Origin of the sequence: Micromonospora sp. NBC_00821, assembly GCF_036347035.1 — a bacterium.
Classification (GTDB): Bacteria; Actinomycetota; Actinomycetes; order Mycobacteriales; family Micromonosporaceae; genus Micromonospora; species Micromonospora hortensis.
Genome location: NZ_CP108880.1, coordinates 4,919,291 through 4,941,181 on the forward strand (window position 1 = coordinate 4,919,291; position 21,891 = coordinate 4,941,181).

The following is a 21,891-nucleotide window of genomic DNA, read 5'->3' on the forward strand; positions in this document are numbered from 1 at the left end:
GTGCGCGCGGGTGCCCCGGCGGTTCGTCTTCAGGCGTGCGCGGTCGACCGACGGCACGACGGAAGAACGGCACGGATCGCGACGGGAACACAATGTCCGCAGCGATGAATCTGCGGCCTGGAGGCATTTCGTGGAAGTTCCAGACAAGACCATCACGATCGAGGCTTTTGCCGACACGATCATTCCAGGAGAGAAACGCTGGCCGGACGATCGCGCGATCGCGGGCGCCGCAACCGGCGCCGGCGCGGTCGCGGCCGGCGCGCTCGCACTACTGGAGCTGCCCGCCGGAGGTCTGGCCGAAGCGCTCGATTCCCTCGCGGTGACCCTGAACGAGCACGCCGACGATTACGCGCACGAAACCGGGCTCAGCCTCGATGCGTCGGTGCCGTCGTTCGTGGCGCTGCCCTTCGACCACCGCACCGCTCTGGTGCGCATCCTTACCGACCCCGGCCATCCCGAGAAGCAGATGTGGGTGAGCCTTGCCCTCTTCTGCAACATGGCCTTTGACAGCGCGGCCCACATGAGCACGCCGACGGCCTTCGCGAGCGGCCATCCGGGGCTTCTCACCATCGGCTATTCCCAACCGAACGCCGACGGGGTCTACCGGTTTCCAGAGTTCAGCTACGGACGGCAGCTCGCCGACCACCATCCACAAACGACTGCGACGGGGAGCCCCGCATGACCGCTACGGAATCGACCGACATCCTCGTCATCGGCAGCGGGTTCGGCGGCGCGATCGCCGCCTATCACCTCGCCGCCGGTGGCGCCCGGGTGGTGGTGTTGGAGCGCGGGCCCTGGCTGCGCGCGGACGAGTTCGACCACGACTTCGAACTCGGTAAGTCGTACACCCGGATCTTCGACTTCGTCGTGGGCGACGGGATGAGCATCCTGGGCGGCAACTGCGTGGGTGGCGGCAGTGTCGTCTACTTCGCGACGATGCCACGCGCGCCTCGGTTCGTCTTCGACCGGCAGGGCAGCATCGGCCGCCGGATGTGGCCGGCGGCGATCAACCGCGACACGCTCGACCCGTGGTACGACCGGGTGGCGGAGGCGTTGCCGATCACCCAGCAGACCTGGGACCGCATCCCCTACGCCGGCGGGCTCTGGGGGGCGGCGTGCCGGCACGCCGGACGGACCGCCAACCCGGCGCCGGCGGCGATCGACGTGGACCTCTGCACGAACTGCAACTGGATGATGGCCGGCTGCCGGTTCGACGCCAAACGCTCGCTGTTGCTCAATTATCTGCCGGCGGCTCTCGACCACGGTGCCGAAATCCGCCCGCTGCACGAGGTGCAGCATCTGTCCCGGAATTCCGACGGCGGCTACCGCGTGCATTACCGGATTGTTGACGGAGAGGACTACAGGATTCTGCACGAATCCGGCGAGATCGACGCGAAGATTGTCGTCGTCGCCGCCGGATCCGGCGCCACTCCAGTGATTCTTCAACGTTCGGAGCCACACCTCGGGAAAATGCCACACGCAGTTGGTCGGTATTTCTCGGGTAACGGCGAAAGGCTGAATACCGCAATTTTCGACGAAGAAAAGGTACGCGACGTGCTCGGCCTGAGCCGATCCGACGGACGCGCGTACTCCGCTTATCAGATCGGACGCGGCCCCACTGTCGCTTCCTGGGACAAGCTCGACGGCTCACTACCCGAATACGAACGTTTCTCGCTGGAGCAGCTCTACTTCCCGCCCGGGCTCGGCACGATTCTGGCGCAGGTTCCGGGCGCGACCGGGCCGAGCTGGTTCGGCCTGGAGAAGAAGGAGATGCTGCGCCAGTGGCAGTCGTGGTTGACGATCTTCACGATGTCGGAGGACGACAACGAGGGGGTCTTCGGGCCGCCACCGGAGACCGGCAACGCGCATCGGCTGTCGCAGCAGATGCTCGGGGTGGGCTCGCTGCGCTACGAGCCGACGAAGAACACGTGGCGCGGATGGTCGCTGTCCGACGCCGAGGTAAAGGACATTCTCGAGCGGGACGGGCTGGCCCGGGTCGCTCCCTGGACCAACGACCTGGTCGGCGCGTACACCGTGCATCCGCTCGCCTCCTGCCGAATCGGCGACGACCCCGCGACCTCGGCCCTCGACGACCGACACGAATTGCGTGACCACCCGGGCATCTTCGTCACCGACGGCTCGGCGGTGCCCGGCGCCCTCACCGTCAACCCGGCCCTGACGATCGCGGCGCTGGCCGAGCGGGCGATGCCGGGAATCGTCGCCGCGGCTCGGGCGCGAGGGGTTCCGGTCAGCTACAACGGCACGTTGCCCGCCCCAGCCACGGCGCCCGCCGTCGCCGCTCCCGCGGGTTGATGCATCAGGGCGAACATTGACAATGCGGAAGATTGAACTTTACGCACCCTTTGAGCTGTCTCGACTCCTGGGCGTGTATTGGAGACTATCACTATCCACCACGGAGCCGCCCCTACTCCACGATTGCGCTCCGTATCCAAGCAAATCTGCAGTGTTGCGGCCGAGGGCGGGATCGACTAACGTCGACATGGATCTCGGTGGATCACCAACCGGACACCGGCGGTGACCGAGAGGCGTATCTCAGAAATTGATTTACGCCTTTGGTGAGACCGGCAAGCTGTTCTCACGAATTGCTGGGGAGGAATCGTGGGGGACGCGGTTGAGGAAGCAGCGAAGCGCGCAATTGAGACAATGCGCGAGAACCTCAGCGAGCAAATCACCGTAAGCGACATGGCCCGAGCGGCGATGTTCAGCAAATTCCACTTCACCAGGATATTCCAACGCGCAACCGGAGTGTCGCCAGGTCGTTTCCTGTCGGCACTCCGGTTGCAACGCGCGAAGGATCTACTGGTCTCGACGTCGCTCAACGTCGCGCACATCAGTGTGCGAGTCGGCTACAACAGTGTCGGAACGTTCAGCTCGCGTTTCAGCAAGAGCGTTGGAATGTCACCGACGGCGTACCGCAAGCTGGCCGGATACGCCCCGCACATTCCGGTGGCGCCCACGCCGGCCGCGGGCACACCATCGACGGCCAGCATCCACGGTCAGGTCCACGCGTCCAGCCAGGCCAGCCCGGGTCTCGTGTTCGTCGGTCTCTTCCCGGACCGCATACCCGAGGGCCGGCCGATCCGATGCACCATCCTGTCCGGTCCCGGGTTGTTCCACTTCACCGGCGTGCCGCCGGGCACCTGGTACCTCCTGTCCCAGTCGGTCACCGGCGATCCCACGGAGATCGCCACCGACCCGCACAGCCGTCCCATCTTCGTCGCCACCCACGGGCCACTTGCCATCGCCCACGACACCGTGCTCACGGTGGATGTCAACCTTCAGCCCGTGACGGCCCTGGACCCTCCGGTCCTGCTCGCTCTCCTCGACGCCCGCAAGGTGGCGCTCAGCGTCGTAGCCGCCCAGGAGAAGGCTCGGGCCGCCACCGTCCTCTCCGCACGCTTTCCGGCCCGGTCGGTCGACCGTCCGGCCGCCTGACCGGAATCACCCACCCGTGCCCGTGCCCCCCGCTTCCGGTGTGCACGGGCACGCGGTCGTGATTCAACGACACCGGCTCATCGAAGAGTGGTCGACATGACGGGTCTACCTGGGGGAACCGATGCGCATTTCCTATCTGAGCAAAGAGACGGGCCTACCCGTCGCCACAATCAAGTACTACCTCCGGGAACGGCTCCTTCCCCCTGGTAGACCCACCGGTCGCAACCAGGCCGACTACGACGACCGTCACCTGCGCCGCCTGCAACTCATCCGTGCGCTCACCCACGTCGGGAAGCTCGACCTGTCGACCGTCCGGCAACTACTCGCGAGCATCGAGGACCGCCAGCTTCCCCTGGCCGGGCTCTACGAGGTGACGCACTCACTCAGCGGCGGAGCCGCCAATCTGTCCGACGCCACCGCCGACGTCGACCAGTTCATCGACGAGCTGGGCTGGGCGGTGCACCCCGACGCGGCCGGCCGCGCCCAGCTCGCGCAGGTCGTCGCCGCCCTGCGCCGGCTCGGCTGCGACTGCAGCATCCAGTTCTTCGCGCCGTACGCGGCGATGACCGAGCAGCTCGTGGCACAGGAGATGGCCCTGCTGCCCGCCGACCACGCCGACGTCGATCGGGCGGCAGCGGTGGTTCGAGCGGTGCTGCTGGAGGTCGCCCTGACCGCTGTGCACCGGATGGCGCGCGAGCACTACGTCCACCAGTGGCTCGGCAAGGGCTCATCCGAGCACCCCGCTCGCGCGGAGGCCGCCGCGGACCGGGCGTGAGCCGCCGCGATCAGGGCGTGGGCCACCGCAGACCGGGCGTGAGCGGCTGCGGCGTGCGGTGAGCAGCCCGGGCAAGGGCTGACCGGGTGGAGCGGTGTGGTTGTCGTCGCCCACGACAAGGCCAGAGATCACGCGACGGTGCCCGGACACGGGCTGTCCTCCTGTCGAAGTCCCCGATCGGAATCAACTGTGGTTGTCGTGGCCATCCGAGCATGCCGCTAACAGCGGTGCGCAGTCTTCTTTGAGAATGCCGAGTTGGACGCGACCAACGCGCACTCCAGGAGAACGGAACGGCCTCTGCCAGCACTAGCCTCGGCAACGTCGGGATGCAACACCGACCGACCTCCTCGCCACCATCCAAGAATCGAGGACCAGCGATGACCACCAGTTCCTCCGCACCGTTGGTGACTGGCATCTCCGGCGCCGACCAAGTGGCCATAGCGGCGGTACCCGGCCGCCTGGTCAAAGCGTGGGCGGCTCAGGACGCGCAGGCGTTCGCGGACATCTTCGTCGACGACGGGTCGATGTTGCTACCGGGTGTCTACCGCCAGGGCAAGGACAACATTCGCGATTTCATGTCGACCGCGTTCGGTGGCCCGTTCAAGGGCACCCGGGTCACCGGCACGCCGGTGGAGATCAAGGCGCTGGCCCCGGGTGCGGTCGCGCTGATCACGGAGGGTGGTGTCATCCCGGCCGGCGAGACGACGCTGCCCGACCGGGCGGCCATCCGCGCGTCCTGGATTCTCGTCAACCACGACGGTGAGTGGCTGCTCGCCGTCTACCAGAACTGCCCCCGCGACCGCGTCGCCTGACCCGACCGGCACCCCGAACCGAACGACGCCGATGACTGCCAAGAGTCATCGGCGTCGTTCTCGGCCCCGGTCAGCCTCTGGGCGGATCGAACAGGGTGGGGAACTTCGCGGTCAGGGCCAGGTCGCCCTTGGTCTTGAGGCGACCGCGCATCACCAGCGCCACCGCGTGCGCGTTGCCCGTGACGAGGTTGAGGAAGTCGACCCCACCCAGCGAGAGCGTGAGATCGGGGTGTCGACCGTTGCCCGGTGTGCTGACGCAGGCACCGTCGGCGATGACCATCTCGTAGACGTCGACGCCGCCGTCGGGCCGGTCGCCGATCCGCCAGTGGATCACAGCGGTGAGCGCGCCGGCACGATCGGCGCGGAACACCTGGGGCATGTTGGTGAAGATCTCGTCGATGACGTCCGTCCGCCGCGGGCCGTGCATCAGCCGGCGCAGCTCGCCGTTGGGGGTCTGCTTGACGAACACCGCGAGCTCGCGCGGGCTCATCGTGGTGGGGTCGCTCATAGGGATTAGGTTGGCCGATCAGCCACCTGACGGACATCTCCGAGAGTGCGTTCAGTGGCGGATCCGCGCAGGTCGCGCACGTAGCGAGACGACGGCGCGGGGGTGACCGTCCAATGATTGATCCGACCTGCTCCACAGGCGCGCACCGCGCACCAACCGTCCGGCCGCGGGAACACCGGTGTCCCCTTGCGCGGCACGACATGAGCCCTGTAGCGGAAGGAAGAACCACATGACAGCACAGCCCGATGTGTTCGCCGATCTGGTCAGCGAGGGCGACGCGTTCGACACGCTGATCGCCGACCTGGACGACGCCGGTTGGCGCGCCGAGACGCCCGCCGTCGGCTGGACGGTGGCCCACCAGGTGGCCCACCTCTGTGCGGTGTTTCGCCTGGCGGGGCTCTCGGCGTCCGACCCGGACACGTTCAGCCGGTTCCTCTCCTCCATGAGCGGCAGCTTCGAGTCCAACGTCGCCGCCGCGATGGCCCCGTACCTCGCCGCCCCACCGCCGGCGCTGTTCGCCAAGTGGCAGGAGGAGCGGTCGGCGGCGGAGAAGGCGTTGGCGGCGCACGCGCCGACCGACATCGTGCCGTGGCTGGTCCGTCCGATGCCGGCCGCCATCCTGGCGGGCGCCGGCATGATGGAGTTGTTCGGCCACGGGCAGGACGTCGCCGACGCGCTCGGCGTCGAGCGCCGCCACACCGACCGGATCCGGCACCTGTGCGGGTTCGCCGCACGCACCTGGGACTTCGGTTACCTGGCCCGTGAGGAGGACGTTCCGGATGTGGAGTTCGGCTACACCCTCACCGCCCCGTCCGGCGCCACGTGGACGTTCGGCCCGCCGGACGCGGACCAGCGGATCAGCGGCCCAGCTGTCGACTTCTGTCTGCTGGTGACCCGCCGACGGCACCGCGACGACCTGCGCCTGAGCGCGGTCGGCCCGGACGCCGAGCACTGGCTGGACATCGCGCAGGCGTACCGGGGTCCGGCAGGATCGGGCCGCCAGCCCGGCCAGTTCGCCGCCGCGACGCGCTGACGACTGGGGGACGACGATGACGGCACCGACCCTGCGGGCGATCCGGGGCGCGATCCAGGTCGACCGGGACAGTCCGGACGTGGTCGGGGCCGGTACGCGGCTCCTGCTCGACGAGGTCGTCCGGCGCAACGAACTGGCGCCGGACGACCTCGTCAGCATCCTGTTCACCGCCACACCCGACCTGGTGAGCTGTTTCCCGGCGGTAGCCGCACGCCAGCTCGGTCTGCACGACGTACCCCTGTTGTGCGCCGCCGAGATCGACGTGCCCGGCGCGCTGCCCCGGGTCGTGCGGATGCTGGCCCACGTGCTGACCGCACGGCCGCGAGCGGCCGTGCGGCACGTCTATCTCGGAGGCGCCGAGGTGCTGCGCCCCGATCTGTCAGCGATGCAGCTCGCCGGCGTTCACGTCGAGACACTGCCCGGTGATGGCGCTGGCCAGGTCTGACGCGAGGAAGACGACGGCGTTTGCCACCTCGTCCGCCTCGGGCAGGCGACGCAGGTCGAGGCTCGCCGCCGTCTCGTCGTAGACCTGCTTCTCGGTGATGCCGCGCTCCTGGGCCAGGTAGGCGAAGTAGCCGCGGAGCCCGTCGGACCAGACGTAGTTGGGCATCACGGTGTTCACCCGTACGCCTGATGGGCCCAGCTCGGTCGAGAGGCTCTGCGCCAACGCGAGCAGACCGGACTTCGACATCCGGTACGCGCCGAACGACGGCTTCGACTGCCGTACCACCATCGCGTTGATCATGACGATGGCGCCGTTGTGTTCGGTCAGCGTCGGGGCCAGCCGTTGGGTGACCCGCAGCGCCCCGAACACGTCGGTCTCCAGGCTCGCCCGCACGGCGTCGACGTCGATCGCTGTGAGGTCGGTGAAGGCCGGCACCGCGAACGCGTTGTACACCAACACGTCCACCCGCCCGAACGCCCGCAGCGCCGAGTCGGCAAGGGCGGCGACCGCGGCGTCGTCGGTCAGGTCGGTCGGCGCCGCGAGCGCCCGCCGGCCGAGCTGTTCGACCTCCTTGGCCACCTCGGCGAGGACCGACTCGTTACGTGCGGCCAGTACGACGTCGGCGCCGGCCCGGGCACAGGCGAGCGCGATCGCCCGCCCGAGCCCAGGCCCCACACCGGCGACCACTGCGACTTTGTCCTGCAACATCAGCGCTCCTCACGTCGAGAGATCGTTGCGCGCCCACCGCAGGTGATCGAAGGACGCGAGGTCCGGCACTGTCCAGCCGTCGATGTCGTACTCGCTCATGCACTCGTCGACGAACCGCTTGTAGCCGTCTATCTGCCCCGAGGCGAGTTGCGCGAAGTACATCTCGACCCGGGTGTTCTCGTGGTTGCCGGAGTAGTTGCGCTCGTAGAGCTCGTGCCGGCCGCCGAACTCGGTGCCGACCGCGTCCCACAGCAGCTTCATCAGCTTCACCCGCTCCATCGCGGTGCTGCCGTCGGAGCCCCGCATGTACTGGTCCAGGTATCCGCGGATCGCCGGGTTCTTGAAGTCGTCGGCGCTGGAGTTGAGGTAGATGAGCCCGCTGGCCACGTCCTGCATGATGATCTCGCGGACCCGGGGATAACCCACCTGCATGAACCACCGGTACGCCTGCCCGTACTCCGGGTTCGGCAGCACCGCCCCGTTCTTCCACGGCACGGGGTTACGCGCGGCGGCGTCGGACAGCGCCCAGAAGAGATTGCGCCAGGCCAGCACCTCACCCAGGCGGCTCTGCACCCCCCGGAAGTCCTTCGTGCCGGTCAGGTCCAGCGCCTTGGCCAGCAGGCCGGCGATGAATTCGAGTTTCACCGCCAGCCGGGTCATGCCGTGGAACGTGAACCGCTCGGTGAACCCCGAGCGCCCGCCGAACATCTGCACCTTGCCAAGGTCGCCGTAGACGAACACGTTCTCCCACGGGATCTCGACCTTGTCCAGGATGAGCACCGTGTCGTTCTCGTCCAGCCGTGACGACAGTGGGTAGTCGAACGGGCTGCCCATCACCGCTGCCGTCGCGGCGTATGACGGCCGGCAGATCAGCTTCATCCCGCGGGCGCCCATCGGCACGGTGGCGATCAGCGCGAACTCCCGTCGTTTGACGGGCATCCCGTGGTGCGAGATGAAGTTGAAGTGGGTCAGGGCGGACCCGGTCGCGACGACCTTCGCGCCGCTGACGATCAGGCCGGAGTCGGTTTCCCGCTCGACGTGGACGAACACGTCGCGTACCTCGTCGGGCGGCCGGTTGCGGTCTACCGGGGGGTGCACGACCGCGTGGTTCCAGAACTGCACCTGCTCCTGGGAGCGGCGGTACCAGGCCCGAGCGTTGTCCGCGTACTCGCCGTAGAAGTCGGCGTTCGCGCCGAGGGTGCCGAGGAAGGAGGCCTTGTAGTCCGGGCTGCGCCCCATCCAGCCGTAGCTCATCCGGGCCCACGCCGCGATGGCCTTCTGGTCGGCGACCAGGTCCTCGGCGCTGTGCGGCGTGGTGAAGAACCGGTGGGTGAAGCCCGTGCCGCCGCTGTCCACCGGTGCGGTGAGCACCGGTGCGGTGGCCGGGTCGTGGAGCGAGTCGTAGAGCCGCGCGGTCATGCGTACCGCGTTGGCGAACGCCGGGTGCGTCGTGACGTCCTTGACCCGGTCGCCGTAGAGGTAGATCTCGCGATCGTCACGCAGGCTCTCGATGTACTCCGCGCCGGTGTAGGGCCTGGTCACCGTAGTTCGCTCTGCTGAGCGCTCGCGGCAGCGGCGGCGAACTCGCCGCGGGACAGGGCGGCGGTGACGGTTTCCAGGTCGTCGGCCATGTAGCGGTCGCGGTCCAGGGTCGGCACCATCGAGCGGACGTGGTCGTAGGTGGCCTTGGCGACCGGGCTCAGGTCGCCGTACCGCTTGGAGATGTCGACGGCCTGCGCCGCGGCCAGGTACTCCAGGGCCAGGATGGTGTCGTTGTTGCGCAGCACCCGACGGGCGTTGCGGGTGGAGATCAGCCCCATGCTGACCACGTCCTGGTTGTCGCCGTTGGACGGGACGCTCTGCGTGCTCGCCGGCCCGATGGTGCGGTTCTCCGCGATCAGGGCGGTCGCCGGGTACTGGGCGCCGGCGAAACCGCTGTTCAGGCCCGGATCACCGGTGACCAGGAACTCCGGCAGACCGTAGCTCAGGTGCCGGTTGAGCAGGCGGTTGGACTGCCGCTCGGAGAGCACGCCGAGCTGGGTCAGCGCGATCGTGAGGAAGTCCATGACGAACGCGACCGGCTGTCCGTGGAAGTTGGCGCCGTGGAAGATCTCCTCGCCCTCGAAGAAGAGCGGGTTGTCGTTCGCCGAGTTCAACTCGATGCCGATCTTGTTGATCGCGTGGTAGAGCGTGTCCCGCACGGAACCCAGGATCTGCGGGATGGCCCGCAGTGAGTACGCCTTCTGCAGGTAGACCTTCGTGCGCGTGACGTCCTTGCCGGACTCCTTGCCGGCGGCCACCTCCTTGCGCAGCTGGCTATGCTCCACAGTGGACAAACTGCCACGCATCAGCGTCCGCAGGTTGGCCGCCGTGTCGATCTGCCCCTGATGCGGTCGCGCGATGTCGTGCCCCTCGGGCTGGAACGGGCTCATCGAGCCCCGCAGCGCCTCGATCACCAGGGCGGTGACGATCTCCGCCTGGCGTACCTGCGTCATGGCCCGGTCAGCCACGAGCGCGCCGACACCGGTCATCGCCGACGTGCCGTTGATCAGCGCGAGCCCCTCCTTGAAACGCAGTTCCAACGGCTCGATGCCGTGCTTGCGCAACACCTGACCGGTGGGCACCTTGCCGGTGCCGTCGAGCACGTAGCCCTCGCCGATCACCGTGGACGCGATGTGCGACAGCGGCGCGAGGTCGCCGCTCGCGCCGAGCGAACCGATCTCCGGAATGGCCGGAGTGATGCCCAGGTTGAGGTAGAGCGCGAGCCGCTCCAGCAACTCGGGGCGTACCGCGGAGTGGCCCTTGGCCAGCGCGTTGAGCCGAGCGGTCACGATCGCCCGCGACTCGTCGCGGGCGAACAGCGGGCCGACGCCGGCGCTGTGGCTCCGCACCAGGTTGGTCTGGAGTTCGACCTCCTTGGAGGGGTCGACCAGCATGTAGATCATCTCGCCGTATCCGGTGGTCACCCCGTACACCGGGATGTCCTGACGCACGATGTCCTCGAACATCGCGCGGCTCTTGCCCGCTCGAGCGAGCGCCGACGGCGACACCTCGCAGGTGGTGTCGTCCTCGGCGATCCGCCGAATGCCCGGAATGTCGAGAGTGTCGCCGTCCAGCACGACAATGTTCTCGTTCGTTGTCACTGTCCTCACCTCATCACAGCCGTGGTGCCGGGTCGGGTCTGGTGGGCTCGCCGGGATGGGCGACGCCCGGTGCCTGCCGTCGTGGTCCGTCCTCGTCGCCGGCGACGCTGACAGCGTTGGCGAGGGTGCGGAGCGACGGGTTGGCGTAGAAGTCACGGATCGGCACATGCACGCCGAACCGTTCGGAGACGCGGTGGAGCAGAGCCGGGATCAGCGCGGAGCGTCCGCCGGCCGTGAAGAAGCTGTCGTCGAGGCCCGGTACGCCCGCGTCGACCACCTCGGCCCACAGGGCCGCGAGGATCTGCTCGGTGTCGGTCAGTGACGCCGTCGCCGCGGCCCGCGCCGGGCGCGACAGCTCCGGCAGCCGCCGCCGGTCGACCTTGCCCCCGATGTTGCGGGGAAGCCGGCCGTGCACGGTACGGAACACGACGGGGATCACCTTGCCGAGCCGCTGGCGCAGGTGGGCCCGCCACACCTCGGGCGAGCCCTCCCCGGCTCGGATCGGCACGACGTACGCGTCGAGGCGGTTGACCATCCCGTCCGGTCCACGGACCGCGACCACGCCGCACTCGCGGACCGAGGAGTGCGTCTGCAGCGCGGCCTCGACGTCGCCCAGTTCGAGACGCACGCCGTACACCTTGATCTGGAAATCCTCGCGGCCCCGGTATTCCAGGGCGCCGTCGAAGCGCCAACGGCCCAGATCACCCGTGCGGTAGGTGCGGATGTCGGACTGTCCACCGACCGGGGCGAACGCCGTGGACGGTTCGACAGCGCCGAGATAGCCGGCGGCCACGAAGGGACTGCGGATGACGATGGCGCCGGTGACGCCCTGCGGACAGGGCCGCTCGTCGTCGTCGAGGACGAGCACCTGCCGGCCGGGAATCGCCCGTCCGATCGGCGTCGAACCATCCACCGGTCGGTCGATCGGCTGCCAGGTGGCCGCGATCGTCTCGGTCGGCCCGTAGAGATTCGCCAGGTGCACGTCGGGCAGGCTGCCGTGCAACCGGTTGACCAGCTCGCCCGGCAGCGCCTCACCCATCAGCAGCAGGTGCCGCAGGGCGCGCATGGGCCGGTCCGCGCGGCTGGTGACCACCCGTAGCAGTTCGCGGGCGAAGCTCGGCACGGTCTGCAGGTGGGTGATCTCCCGGTTGGCCATCCAGTCGACGAGCCTCTCGCCGTGGATCCGGATGTCCGGCGCGGGCAGGCACAGCGTGCCGCCGCTGGTCAGCGTGGCGAACACCTCGCACAGGGCGGGGTCGTGGTCGGGTGCCACCCACTGCGCCACCCGGGCGCCGCCGCCCATCTCGAACTCCGCGCCGAGCCAGGTGACGAACTGGCCGAACGCCGAGTGCGGCTGGGCGATGCCCTTGGGCCGTCCGGTCGATCCGGAGGTGTAGGCGACGTAGGCGACCGCGTCAGCGTCGATCGTCGGCAGCGCCCCGGCCCCGGTCAGGGTCGCCACGTCGTGCACGGCGGTGTCGAGTTCGATGCGAGCCCAGCGGGCCAGCTCGTCGCCGTCCGGGTCACCGGCGACCAGCAGACAGGCGGGACGCAGGTCGGCGAGCACGGCGCGACCGCGATCACCCACGTCCCCGGTGCCGAACCAGCACAGGTGTCCGCCGGCGACGAGCACCCCGAGCAACGCGGCGATCTGCTCCGGTCCGGAGGGGAGTCGCACCACCACCGGCCGTCCGCCCGCACCCCGCGCGAGCAGCGCGGCGGCGATTTCCCGGGCCCGCGACCACAGCCCGGCGTACGTGAGACCGCCGCTGTCGGTGAGCACCGCCAGGCGCTCCGGGTGGGTGTCGACGATCCGTCGCACCAGTTCGTGCACCGGCGCGTCGACAGGTGGTCCGTCGGCGATCCGGTCGTCACCGCCCAGCTCGTGGGCGGCGGGGATCGGCTGGTCCATCGGCAGGGCGGTCGCCGGCGTGTCCGGCGTGGCGACCCCGGCGGCGAGGACGGTCAGCACCTGGTTGGCGATCCGTTCGATGGATTCGTCGTCGAACAGCTCCGCGCGGTAGGCGAAGGTGCCGATCGTCGCCGGCCGGGTCGCCACCCGCAGTTCCAGGTCGGCGATCGTCGCCGGAGGGTCGATGTCCTGCCGGGTCGCCGTGGTGTGCGCCAGGCGCAGGGTGGAGTGCTCCTCGGCTGTCTCGTCGACAAGCACGTTGACCAGCGGGATCGTGCGCGGGTCCCGGGGTGCGCCGAGCAGTTCGACGAGACGGCCGAACGGCAGGTGCCGCTGGTCGGACAGCGCGTCGAGACGGCCGGCGACCTGGTCGACAAGCTCCCGGAAGGTCGGCGCGCCGGTCAGGTCGACGTCGATCAGGGCGAGGTTCTCGAACGGCCCGACCAGCCCGGTCGGCGTGGTCGCGAGCCGGGTGCCGACCCGGGTGCCGACCGCGATCCGGCGCTCGCCGCTGTAGCGCGCCAGGACCACCTCCAGGGCGGCGAGCACGACCGCCAGCGGAGCCGTGCCGGCGTCGAGCGCGAGCCGGTGTACGTCGGCGGCCAGTTCGACACCCCAGTCGAAGTGGTACACGCCGGCGCGCCAGTCGACGTCGGTGCCCCGGTGCCGGTCGGTGGGCAGCTCGACCGGCGCGAGCGGGGTGGACTCCCGCCACCATTTCTCGGCCCGTCGGACGGCGGCCTCGACCGCACGTGCGGTGCGCACGTGCTCGGAGAACCGCGGTGCGGCATCCGCGCCGACCGGGCGCGCCGGTCTGTCACCCAGGGCCGCGGCATAGTGCCGACCCAGCTCGTCGATCAGGGTCGACATCGAGGTCTCGTCCGCGACGATCTGGTGCGCGACGAGCACCAGGCAGTGCCGCAGTGGGGCCAGTCGGGCCACGCCGAGCCGGGCCAGTGGGCCCCGGTCGAGGAGGAACGGGGCCGCCACCTCGGCGGCGAGGAACGCCTCGACCGTCGGTTGGCCGTGGCGTCCGCCGGTCGAGCAGTCCACCACGGACAGCACGGCGGGCAGGCTCTCGTCGAACACGGCGCGGCCGGATTCGGTGAAGCGGACGCGCAGGACCTCGTGCCGGTCGACAAGCGTCGTCCAGGCCGTCCGCAGCGCGGCGACCTCGAGCGGACCGGCGATCCGGTACGCCCGGTAGCGGTGCAGCGCCGGGGACCGGGGCGTCAGACGATCGAGGAACCAGAGGCCGTCCTGTGCCGCGGAGGTGGGAAGCACGCTCGTCGTGTCGTGAATGGACATCTGCGACCGCCCCCTTCTGCTCGGAAAAGTATGTCAATGCGGGGTTCCGGCCCTCAACTCCCGAATTGCGGTGTTGAAGGGGTTACGTTCTCGGCGCGCAGGCGCTACACGGCGAGCGACGCCAGGCTCTCGGCCCGGCTGGTGTCCTCCCAGGTGAACGTGGGCAACTGCCGACCAAAGTGCCCATACGCCGACGTCGCTCCGTAGATCGGGCGGAGCAGGTCGAGGTCCCGGATGATGGCCGCCGGGCGCAGGTCGAACACCTCCGCCACTGCCTTCTCGATCCGCTCCGGCGCGACGGTCTCGGTGCCGAACGTCTCGATCGACAGGCTCACCGGCTCGGCCACGCCGATCGCGTACGCCACCTGGGTCTCGCACTTCCGGGCCAGACCGGCCGCGACGATGGTCTTCGCCACCCACCGCATCGCGTACGCCGCCGAGCGGTCCACCTTGGACGGATCCTTGCCGGAGAACGCGCCGCCACCATGGCGGGCGTACCCGCCGTAGGTGTCGACGATGATCTTCCGGCCGGTCAGTCCCGCGTCACCCATCGGGCCACCGATCTCGAATCGCCCGGTGGGGTTGACCAGCAGGCGGAGGTTGTCCACGTCGAGGTCGAGCGGTTCCAGTTCCGGCAGCACGACGCTGTCCCGGACGTCCGGGCTCAGCATCGTCTCCAGCGAGATGCCGGAAGCGTGTTGAGCGGACACCACCACCGTGTCGACCCGCACCGGACGCCCGGCGTCGTACTCGATGGTGACCTGGGTCTTGCCGTCCGGCCACAGGTACGGCAGCAGGCCGTCCTTGCGCACGGCGGTAAGCCGACGGGACAAACGGTGGGCCAGCGCGATCGGCAGCGGCATCAGCTCCGGCGTCTGATCGCACGCGAAGCCGAACATCATTCCCTGGTCGCCCGCGCCTTGCGCCTCGCCCGCCTGGTCGACCCCGAGGGCGATGTCTCGCGACTGCGCGCCGATCGACACGCTGACACCGCAGGACGCTCCGTCGAAGCCCTTGTACGACGAGTCGTACCCGATGCCCAGGATCGTCTCCCGCACGATCGTCGGGATGTCGGTGTAGGCGCTGGTGGTCACCTCGCCCGCGACGTGCACCTGACCTGTGGTGATGAGCGTTTCGACGGCGACCCGGCTGTGCGGGTCCGTGGCCAGCAGCGCGTCGAGAATGCCGTCGCTGATCTGGTCGGCGATCTTGTCGGGGTGACCCTCGGTCACCGATTCGGACGTGAAGAGGTGGCGTCCCATGGCTTCCCCGTTTCGGGATGGTCGGATCACTTGATGGCGAGCGGGTTGATCGGCGAACCGACAGCGCGGGTGATCTTGAGCGGCGGCGCCGCGAAGAAGAACTCCCACACCCCGTCGGCTCGGCAGTCCTCGGTCAGCTCCTCGAAGTCGAGGATCTCGCCGAGCGTCAGGCCCATGTCCCGGATCAGCACCATGTGCACCGCCAGGAAGGCGCCCGGGTCCTCGCCCGGCAACACCTCGACGGCCCAGTTGTCGGCGCAGACCGCCGCGACGTCGCGGTCCCGCAGCCACTGGCAGCTGGCCAGCCCCAGGCCGGGCTCCCCGGCCATGAATCCGGCGTCCTGCCCCTGCTCGACGAACTTGCGCCGCCAACCGGTACGGACCAGCAGGATGTCTCCCGGACCGACGTCCACGCCGCCCTGCCGGGTGATGGCCGCGTCCAGATCGGCCGGGGTGATGACGTCTCCGGCCTCCAACCACGGAACGCCACGCACCGCGGGGATATCGAGCAGCACACCCCGACCGGCGATCCCCTTGCCCTGCCGGTCGATTCCGCAGCGGCCGGCGCCCTTGACGGTCAGCTCGTCGGCGGGAAAGCCGTTGTAGAACTGGCCGTCGTAGAAGACGTGGGCCAGCGCGTCCCACTGCGACGAGGCCTGGATCGGCATGAACAGGAAATCGTCGGCGTACCGGAAACCACCGGGAAACACCTGCTCCGCGCCGGTCTCCGACATCAGGTGTACGGGGTTGCTGCGGAAGCGGCCGTTCTGCGGCCCCTTGTCGTCCAGGTTGATCCCCAGGTCGAAGGTCCGTCCCGCGCGGATCAGTCGGCCGGCCGCGACCAGCCGCTCCGGTGTGATGAGGTTGATGGTGCCGCGCTCGTCGTCCGGGCCCCAGCGACCCCAGTTCCGCAGCCGCTCCCCCACCGCCCGGAAGTCGTCGACCCGGGGTTCGGTGTGGGTCACGAGCCGGCCCGTACGACGCGGGCGAACGCCCGCACGTCGCCGACGAACAGGTCGGGCTCCTCCAGGGCCGCGAAGTGGCCACCACGGTCGAACTCCGACCAGTGCGCCAGGGTCGGGAAGTCGCGCTCGACGAACCGGCGGATCGGTAGGAACACACCCTGCGGGAACACCGCGACGCCGAGCGGCTGCCGGATCGGGGCGTAGCGCACAGTAGGGTTCGAGATCGGCAGGTAGTCGACGGTCTCGTAGTAGAACTGCGCCGACGAGCCGGCCGTGCCGGTGAACCAGAAGATCGAGACGATGGCCAGGATCCGGTCCCGTTCGACAGCGTCCTCGGGCACCTTGCCGGAGTCGGCCCAGTCCTTGAACTTCTCCACGATCCAGGCGAGCTGCCCGACCGGCGAGTCACTCAGGGCGTACGCGATGGTGTGCGGCCGGGTCGCCTGCAGCTTCATCGAACCGGCCAGCACGTCGAGGAAACGCTGCGAGCGGGCCAGGCGCCGTCGATCCTCGTCGTCGAGCACGTCCGAGCCGTCGCCCGCCGGCGTGGTCACCAGCGTGTTCAGGTGAAGACCCACGACGTGCTCCGCGTCGATCTGGGCCAACGCGTACGAGATGCCGGCGCCGAAGTCGCCGCCCTGCGCGAGATAGCGGTCGTAGCCGAGCCGGCTCATCAGCTCCGCCCAGGCCTTGGCGACAGTGAGGTTGTTCCAGCCGGGCGCCGGCATCGGCCCGGAGAACCCGAATCCCGGCATCGACGGGATCACCAGATGGAAGGCGTCGGCCGCGTCCCCGCCGTGCGCGACGGGGTCGGTCAGCGGGCCGATCACGTCGAGGAACTCGGTCACCGAGCCGGGCCAGCCGTGCGTGATGATCATCGGAGTGGCGTTCGGCTCCGGTGAGCGTACGTGCAGAAAGTGCACGGGCGAGCCGTTGATGGTGGTGACGAACTGTGGCACCTCGTTGATGCGCCGCTCCATCGCGCGCCAGTCGAACCCGTCGCACCAGTAGTCCGCGAGTTCGCGTAGGTAGTCGGCGGGCACGCCGCGGTCCCAGCCGGCGTCGAAGAGCACGGGCCAGCGGGTTTCCCGCAGTCGGCGGCGGAGATCGTCCACGTCCTCCTGAAGAATGTCCACGCGGAACCGTTCCATATCGGAAATCCCTTCGACGACGGGCGCAGCAATGTCCGCTACGACGGAAGTCAATATCACCTGCCCGAACCGGAACGGCGCACCTTCCATATTGCTCCGGTTCGACTCTTGCCCCGGCCGGGAGCAGCGCACTCCGGAAGATGCGTGACGGCAGCGGTGGTGCAAGGGTCATATGGGCGTCCGCCGTCAGTTCCGACGCGCATTTCACGGACTCCCCAACCCTTCGAGGAGGATCGATGTCGATCACCGACGCTCCGCCCCGCGCCGACCTCGTCCGCGCGGCCGCGGAGCTGGTGCCGTTGCTGGCCCGGCACGCCCAGTGGAGCGAGGACAATCGCCGACTGCACGACGAGGTAGTGGAGGCGTTGAGTGACGCGGGCATCCTGCGGATGCGGGTGCCCGAGAGGTTCGGCGGCTACGAGTCCGACACTCGCGCCGTCACCGAGGTCATCGCCGAACTGGCCCGCGGTGACGGCTCAGCCGCCTGGACCGTGGCGGTCTGGCACATCAGCAGCTTCGTCGCCGGCCTCTTCCCGGACTCGGTGCGGGAGGAGGTCTTCGCCGACCCGTCGGTCCGCATCAGTGGCATCCTCAGCCCGACCGCGATGGCCGTCCCGACCGAGGGCGGCTACCTGCTCAACGGCAAGTGGTCGTTCAACACCGGCGCGACGCAGAGCCAGTGGAACGCCAACGCCGCCGTGCGGCCCACCCCCGACGGGGGTTACGAACCGATCATGACCCTGATCCCGATGGCCGACCTGCAGATCATCGACGACTGGCACACGTCGGGCCTGCGCGGCTCCGGCAGCGTCTCGACGGTCGCCGACGGCGTGTTCCTGCCCGAGGAGCGCGTCATGTCGATGGTCCCGATCATCATGGGTCAGCACCCGCTGCAGCAGGACCCGAACACCACTATGTGGGGTGGCCCGTTCATGCCGGTGGCCTGCGCGACCGTCGGCGCGACGGCGCTGGGCCTGGCCCGCGCCGCCAAGGAGGCGTTCTTCGAGCGGCTCCCCGGCCGAAAGATCACCTATACCGACTACCCCGACCAGAGCCAGGCGCCGCTGACCCACCTCCAGGTGGCCGAGGCCGAAATCAAGATCGACCAGGCAGAGTTCCACGAGTACCGGGCCGCTGACCGGGTGGACCGCAAGGGCACGTCGGGCGAACAGTGGACGCTTGAGGAACGCGCCAAGGCGCGCCTCGACCTCGGCGCCACCTGCCAGGCGGCCAAGGACGCCGTCGACGTGCTCCGCACGGCGAGCGGAGGATCCTCGGTCTACCAGCATGTGCCGATCCAGCGGATCCAGCGCGACGTGCAGACGCTGAACCTGCACGCGATCATGCACCCCAACACCAACCTCGAACTGTACGGCCGGATTCTGTGCGGAATGGGGCCGAACACGCAGTACCTGTAACAGGGGCACACCAGCCCGGCCGGGCCCGGATGCGTCAATCGCTCCGGGCCCGGCCGTCCGTTTGTCCGGGCTATTCGAATGCGCCCGACGAGAGCGCAATAGCGAAGAACACATTCGGCGATATCACCGACATCATATGCGGTGGGGGTCGCCGAATTCGCCGGCCGACCCGTGCGGCAACCATCAGCTCTTATCTCGGGAGGATTCCCATGCCGATCGACCCACCCGGCACGCTGACCGTCACCGATATCGAAAAGCAGGTCGAATCCATCTGGCGGGACGTTCTCAACGTACCCGCCGGCCAGACCGACGGAACGTTCTTCGAGCTGAACGGGCAGTCCATCTCCGCCGTGCGGATCGTCGCCCGCGTACAGGAGGAGATCGGCGTCCAGATGGACCTCGGTGACCTCTTCGAAGACCCCGACCTGGCCACTTTCACGCGCGACATCGTCGCGAAGGCCGAAGCCCGAGGAAGGTAGTCCGACCATGGTGGAGTTCGTCCGGGTGACGTCCGATACCCCCCTCGACGACGTGGTCACCGTGCTGGAGCGCGACGGCTGCATCATCATCGAGAACTTCGTCGACCAGAGCACGCTCGACGGCCTCTGGGAAGACCTGGGCCCGCTGCTCGACGGCACGCGCTACAGCAAGAGCGGGTACGACGGTCACCTGACCCGACGGGTCTCGTCGCTGTTCCGGCGTACCAGCCACCTGACCCCGATCTTCCTGCACCCGCTGTATCTGGGCGCGGCGCGGCAGATCATGGAGAAGCCGGTGCACATGTGGGTCGGTCAGGCCCGCATCGAGATGACGCCCAACATCCAGATCAGCGCGACCCAGGCCATCCAGATCGACCCGGGGCAGGGGCGTCAGCCGCTGCACCGCGACGACTCGCTGCACCTGCGGCGACACCCGGGCCCGACGACGCGGGTGCAGTTGATGCTCGCGCTGAGCGAGTTCACCCAGGAGAACGGCGCCACCCTCGTGATCCCAGGCAGCCATCACTGGGACGACGAGCGTGCCCCACGCTACAGCGAGGCGATCCCGGCAGCGATGCCCGCCGGGTCGGCGCTGCTCTGGCTGGGCGGCGTCTACCACGGCGGCGGCGGCAACGTCTCCACCGGGCCGCGGACCAGCCTCACCGTCTCCTACGACCTCGGCAACCTGCGGCAGGAGGAGAACCAGTTCCTGGCGGTGCCGCGCGACGTCGTCCTCACGCTCCCCGAGGAGGTCCAGCGCCTGCTCGGCTACGACCGTTGCCCGCCGGGCGTGGGCTGGTACGAGATGGAGGACCCCCACATCCTGCTCACCGACCCGGACGCCGACCCGGCGGTGCTCGAAAGCCCCGCACGGGCCTGAACGTGTCCGACGTGGTGGACGAAGCGGCCGCCCCGCCCGCTGCCGGTGGGGCGGCCGTCCTATTCGCACGATCAGAGATGCGTCCACCGGCAGACGGATGTGAGGGTCTGATGGTCGTCGCCCCAGCGGAGGGACCCACCCACATGACCGACATCCTGCCCGACGACCCGCGCTACGCCGCACTCGTCGAGGGTTACAACCACCGCTTCACCGGCCGCCCCGACCACGTCCGTCAGGTCCGCACCACCGCCGAGGTCGCCGCCGCCGTGCGGGAGGCCGTCGGCTCGGGGCGGCGGGTGGCGGTGCGCAGCGGCGGCCACTGCTTCGAGGACTTCTTCGCCAATCCCGAGATCCAGGTGCTGATCGACCTCGCGCCGATGAGCGCGGCGTCCTACGACGCGCAGCGGCGGGCAATCATGGTCGAGGCCGGCATCACCCTCGGGGCGCTCTACCCGATCCTGTACGACACCTGGGGCGTCACGATCCCCGGCGGCACCTGCTTCGAGGTCGGCGTCGGCGGCCACATCACCGGCGGCGGCTACGGTCACCTGTCCCGCCGCGACGGACTGGTCGTCGACCACCTGTACGCGGTGGAGGTGGTCGTCGTCGACGAGTCGGGCACCGTCGACGTGGTGGTCGCCACCCGGGAGCCCGACGACCCGCACCACGACCTGTGGTGGGCGACCGCGGGCGGCGGTGGCGGCAGCTTCGGTGTGGTCACCCGGTTCTGGCTGCGCAGCCCGGGAGTCGACTCCGACGACCCGTCGCGTCTGCTGCCCACGGCGCCCCGCCGGATCCGCCGTTGTGACGTGCTGTGGTCGTGGGACGGGATGACCGAGGACGCGCTGACCCGCCTGATCGCGAACTACTGCGGCTGGCTGGAGCGGCACAGCGCCGTCGACGCACCGGAGACCCAGCTGTGGAGCAACCTCATCGTCATGCACCGCTCGGCCGGCATCGTGGCGCTCACCGCTGTGGTCGACGACGCGGTCGAGGGCGCCGCCCGGATGCTCGACGACCAGCTCGCGGCGATCGGGGACGGCACCGGGCTGACCCCCCGCTCCGTCGACCGGGACGTGGTCGACTGGATGGCGAGCTGGATGCCCTCGTACAGCTGGCCCAGCGACCCGAAGGGGCGCTACAAGAACAAGGCCGGCTATCTGCGCCGGGGCTACACCGACAAGCAACTGGCCACGATCTTCCGCTACCTGGCCGACCCGGAGTACGCCAACCCGGCGGCCGGCATCGTGCTCACCGCGTTCGGCGGACAGGTGAACGCGGTGCCGTCGGACGCCACCGCCGCGGCACAGCGGGACAGCGTGGTGAAGGCGTCGTACAGCGCGGGCGCCTGGCAGTCACCCGACGACGACGCCGTCAACACCGCCTGGGTCCGCGCGTTCTACCGGGACGTCTACGCCGAGAGCGGCGGCGTCCCGGTGTCCGGCGACGTCAGTGACGGCTCCTACATCAGCTACCCCGACGTCGACCTGGCCGATCCGGAGTGGAACACCTCCGGCGTGCCCTGGCACACCCTCTACTTCAAGGACAACTATCCCCGCCTCCAGCGGGTCAAGCGCCGCTACGACCCCCGGGACGTCTTCCGGCACGGTCTGTCGGTGCGGCTGCCCGATTGAGC

19 protein-coding genes are annotated in these 21,891 nt (G+C 69.1%); 11 read left to right on the plus strand and 8 right to left on the minus strand.

Going from position 1 to position 21,891, the window contains the following annotated elements:
* The first annotated feature begins 130 nt into the window (after positions 1-130).
* From OHB44_RS22415 to OHB44_RS22435, 5 genes are all read left to right on the plus strand, one after another.
* Positions 131-682: a DUF5987 family protein gene (locus OHB44_RS22415; RefSeq protein WP_238684261.1), complete on the plus strand. Its 552-nt coding sequence runs from the start codon at positions 131-133 to the stop codon at positions 680-682.
* Positions 679-2,313: a GMC family oxidoreductase N-terminal domain-containing protein gene (locus tag OHB44_RS22420; RefSeq protein WP_238684262.1), complete on the plus strand. Its 1,635-nt coding sequence runs from the start codon at positions 679-681 to the stop codon at positions 2,311-2,313. Before OHB44_RS22415 ends, OHB44_RS22420 begins: the two co-directional genes overlap by 4 nt.
* Positions 2,314-2,664: 351 nt before the next feature.
* A complete protein-coding gene (locus OHB44_RS22425) occupies positions 2,665-3,456 on the plus strand; it encodes a helix-turn-helix domain-containing protein (RefSeq protein WP_274530878.1) in 792 nt (263 codons plus the stop codon).
* Between the two features lie 121 nt (positions 3,457-3,577).
* Positions 3,578-4,231, plus strand: a complete 654-nt coding sequence (locus tag OHB44_RS22430; RefSeq protein ID WP_238684264.1) for a MerR family transcriptional regulator — start codon at positions 3,578-3,580, stop codon at positions 4,229-4,231.
* 377 nt (positions 4,232-4,608) lie between these two features.
* Positions 4,609-5,043 (plus strand): SgcJ/EcaC family oxidoreductase, encoded by a 435-nt coding sequence (locus tag OHB44_RS22435; protein ID WP_238684265.1) that lies wholly within the window; start codon positions 4,609-4,611, stop codon positions 5,041-5,043.
* 70 nt (positions 5,044-5,113) lie between these two features.
* On the opposite strand, the gene OHB44_RS22440 is transcribed toward OHB44_RS22435, so the two are convergent.
* Positions 5,114-5,551 carry an SCP2 sterol-binding domain-containing protein gene (locus tag OHB44_RS22440; RefSeq protein WP_210780586.1) on the minus strand — a complete coding sequence of 146 codons (438 nt, stop codon included), beginning with the start codon at positions 5,549-5,551 and terminating at the stop codon, positions 5,114-5,116.
* Between the two features lie 229 nt (positions 5,552-5,780).
* Here OHB44_RS22440 and OHB44_RS22445 point away from each other — a divergent pair, with 229 nt between their 5' ends.
* Positions 5,781-6,584, plus strand: coding sequence for a TIGR03084 family metal-binding protein (locus OHB44_RS22445; RefSeq protein ID WP_238684266.1), 804 nt, complete (start codon positions 5,781-5,783; stop codon positions 6,582-6,584).
* Positions 6,585-6,600: 16 nt separating this feature from the next.
* Positions 6,601-7,029, plus strand: a complete 429-nt coding sequence (gene aroH / locus OHB44_RS22450; RefSeq protein ID WP_238661001.1) for a chorismate mutase — start codon at positions 6,601-6,603, stop codon at positions 7,027-7,029.
* Here aroH and OHB44_RS22455 read toward each other — a convergent pair.
* From OHB44_RS22455 to OHB44_RS22485, 7 genes are all read right to left on the minus strand, one after another.
* Positions 6,964-7,740 carry an SDR family oxidoreductase gene (locus OHB44_RS22455; RefSeq protein WP_330441266.1) on the minus strand — a complete coding sequence of 259 codons (777 nt, stop codon included), beginning with the start codon at positions 7,738-7,740 and terminating at the stop codon, positions 6,964-6,966. The two genes, aroH and OHB44_RS22455, sit on opposite strands and share 66 nt — an antisense overlap.
* Positions 7,741-7,746: 6 nt before the next feature.
* A complete protein-coding gene (locus tag OHB44_RS22460) occupies positions 7,747-9,279 on the minus strand; it encodes a 4-hydroxyphenylacetate 3-hydroxylase family protein (RefSeq protein WP_238684267.1) in 1,533 nt (510 codons plus the stop codon).
* A complete protein-coding gene (cmdF, locus tag OHB44_RS22465; RefSeq protein ID WP_238684268.1) occupies positions 9,276-10,880 on the minus strand; it encodes a tyrosine 2,3-aminomutase in 1,605 nt (534 codons plus the stop codon). The genes OHB44_RS22460 and cmdF overlap by 4 nt, the downstream gene beginning before the upstream one ends.
* Before the next feature lie 13 nt (positions 10,881-10,893).
* On the minus strand, positions 10,894-14,100 hold the full coding sequence (locus OHB44_RS22470; protein WP_330438158.1) for a non-ribosomal peptide synthetase: 3,207 nt from the start codon (positions 14,098-14,100) through the stop codon (positions 10,894-10,896).
* Positions 14,101-14,204: 104 nt separating this feature from the next.
* Positions 14,205-15,362, minus strand: a complete 1,158-nt coding sequence (gene metK / locus OHB44_RS22475) for a methionine adenosyltransferase (RefSeq protein WP_238684270.1) — start codon at positions 15,360-15,362, stop codon at positions 14,205-14,207.
* Between the two features lie 26 nt (positions 15,363-15,388).
* Positions 15,389-16,327, minus strand: a complete 939-nt coding sequence (locus OHB44_RS22480) for a cyclase family protein (protein WP_330438160.1) — start codon at positions 16,325-16,327, stop codon at positions 15,389-15,391.
* A complete protein-coding gene (locus tag OHB44_RS22485; protein ID WP_238684272.1) occupies positions 16,324-17,478 on the minus strand; it encodes an epoxide hydrolase family protein in 1,155 nt (384 codons plus the stop codon). Before OHB44_RS22485 ends, OHB44_RS22480 begins: the two co-directional genes overlap by 4 nt.
* 236 nt (positions 17,479-17,714) lie before the next feature.
* Between OHB44_RS22485 and OHB44_RS22490 the strand changes: the two genes are divergently transcribed.
* From OHB44_RS22490 to OHB44_RS22505, 4 genes are all read left to right on the plus strand, one after another.
* A complete protein-coding gene (locus OHB44_RS22490) occupies positions 17,715-18,896 on the plus strand; it encodes an acyl-CoA dehydrogenase family protein (protein ID WP_330438161.1) in 1,182 nt (393 codons plus the stop codon).
* Positions 18,897-19,105: 209 nt separating this feature from the next.
* Entirely contained in the window at positions 19,106-19,375 is a 270-nt protein-coding gene (locus tag OHB44_RS22495; RefSeq protein ID WP_238684274.1) for a phosphopantetheine-binding protein, read from the plus strand.
* Between the two features lie 7 nt (positions 19,376-19,382).
* Positions 19,383-20,255, plus strand: coding sequence for a phytanoyl-CoA dioxygenase family protein (locus OHB44_RS22500; protein ID WP_238684275.1), 873 nt, complete (start codon positions 19,383-19,385; stop codon positions 20,253-20,255).
* Positions 20,256-20,398: 143 nt separating this feature from the next.
* Entirely contained in the window at positions 20,399-21,889 is a 1,491-nt protein-coding gene (locus OHB44_RS22505) for an FAD-dependent oxidoreductase (RefSeq protein ID WP_330438164.1), read from the plus strand.
* Positions 21,890-21,891: the final 2 nt, after the last annotated feature.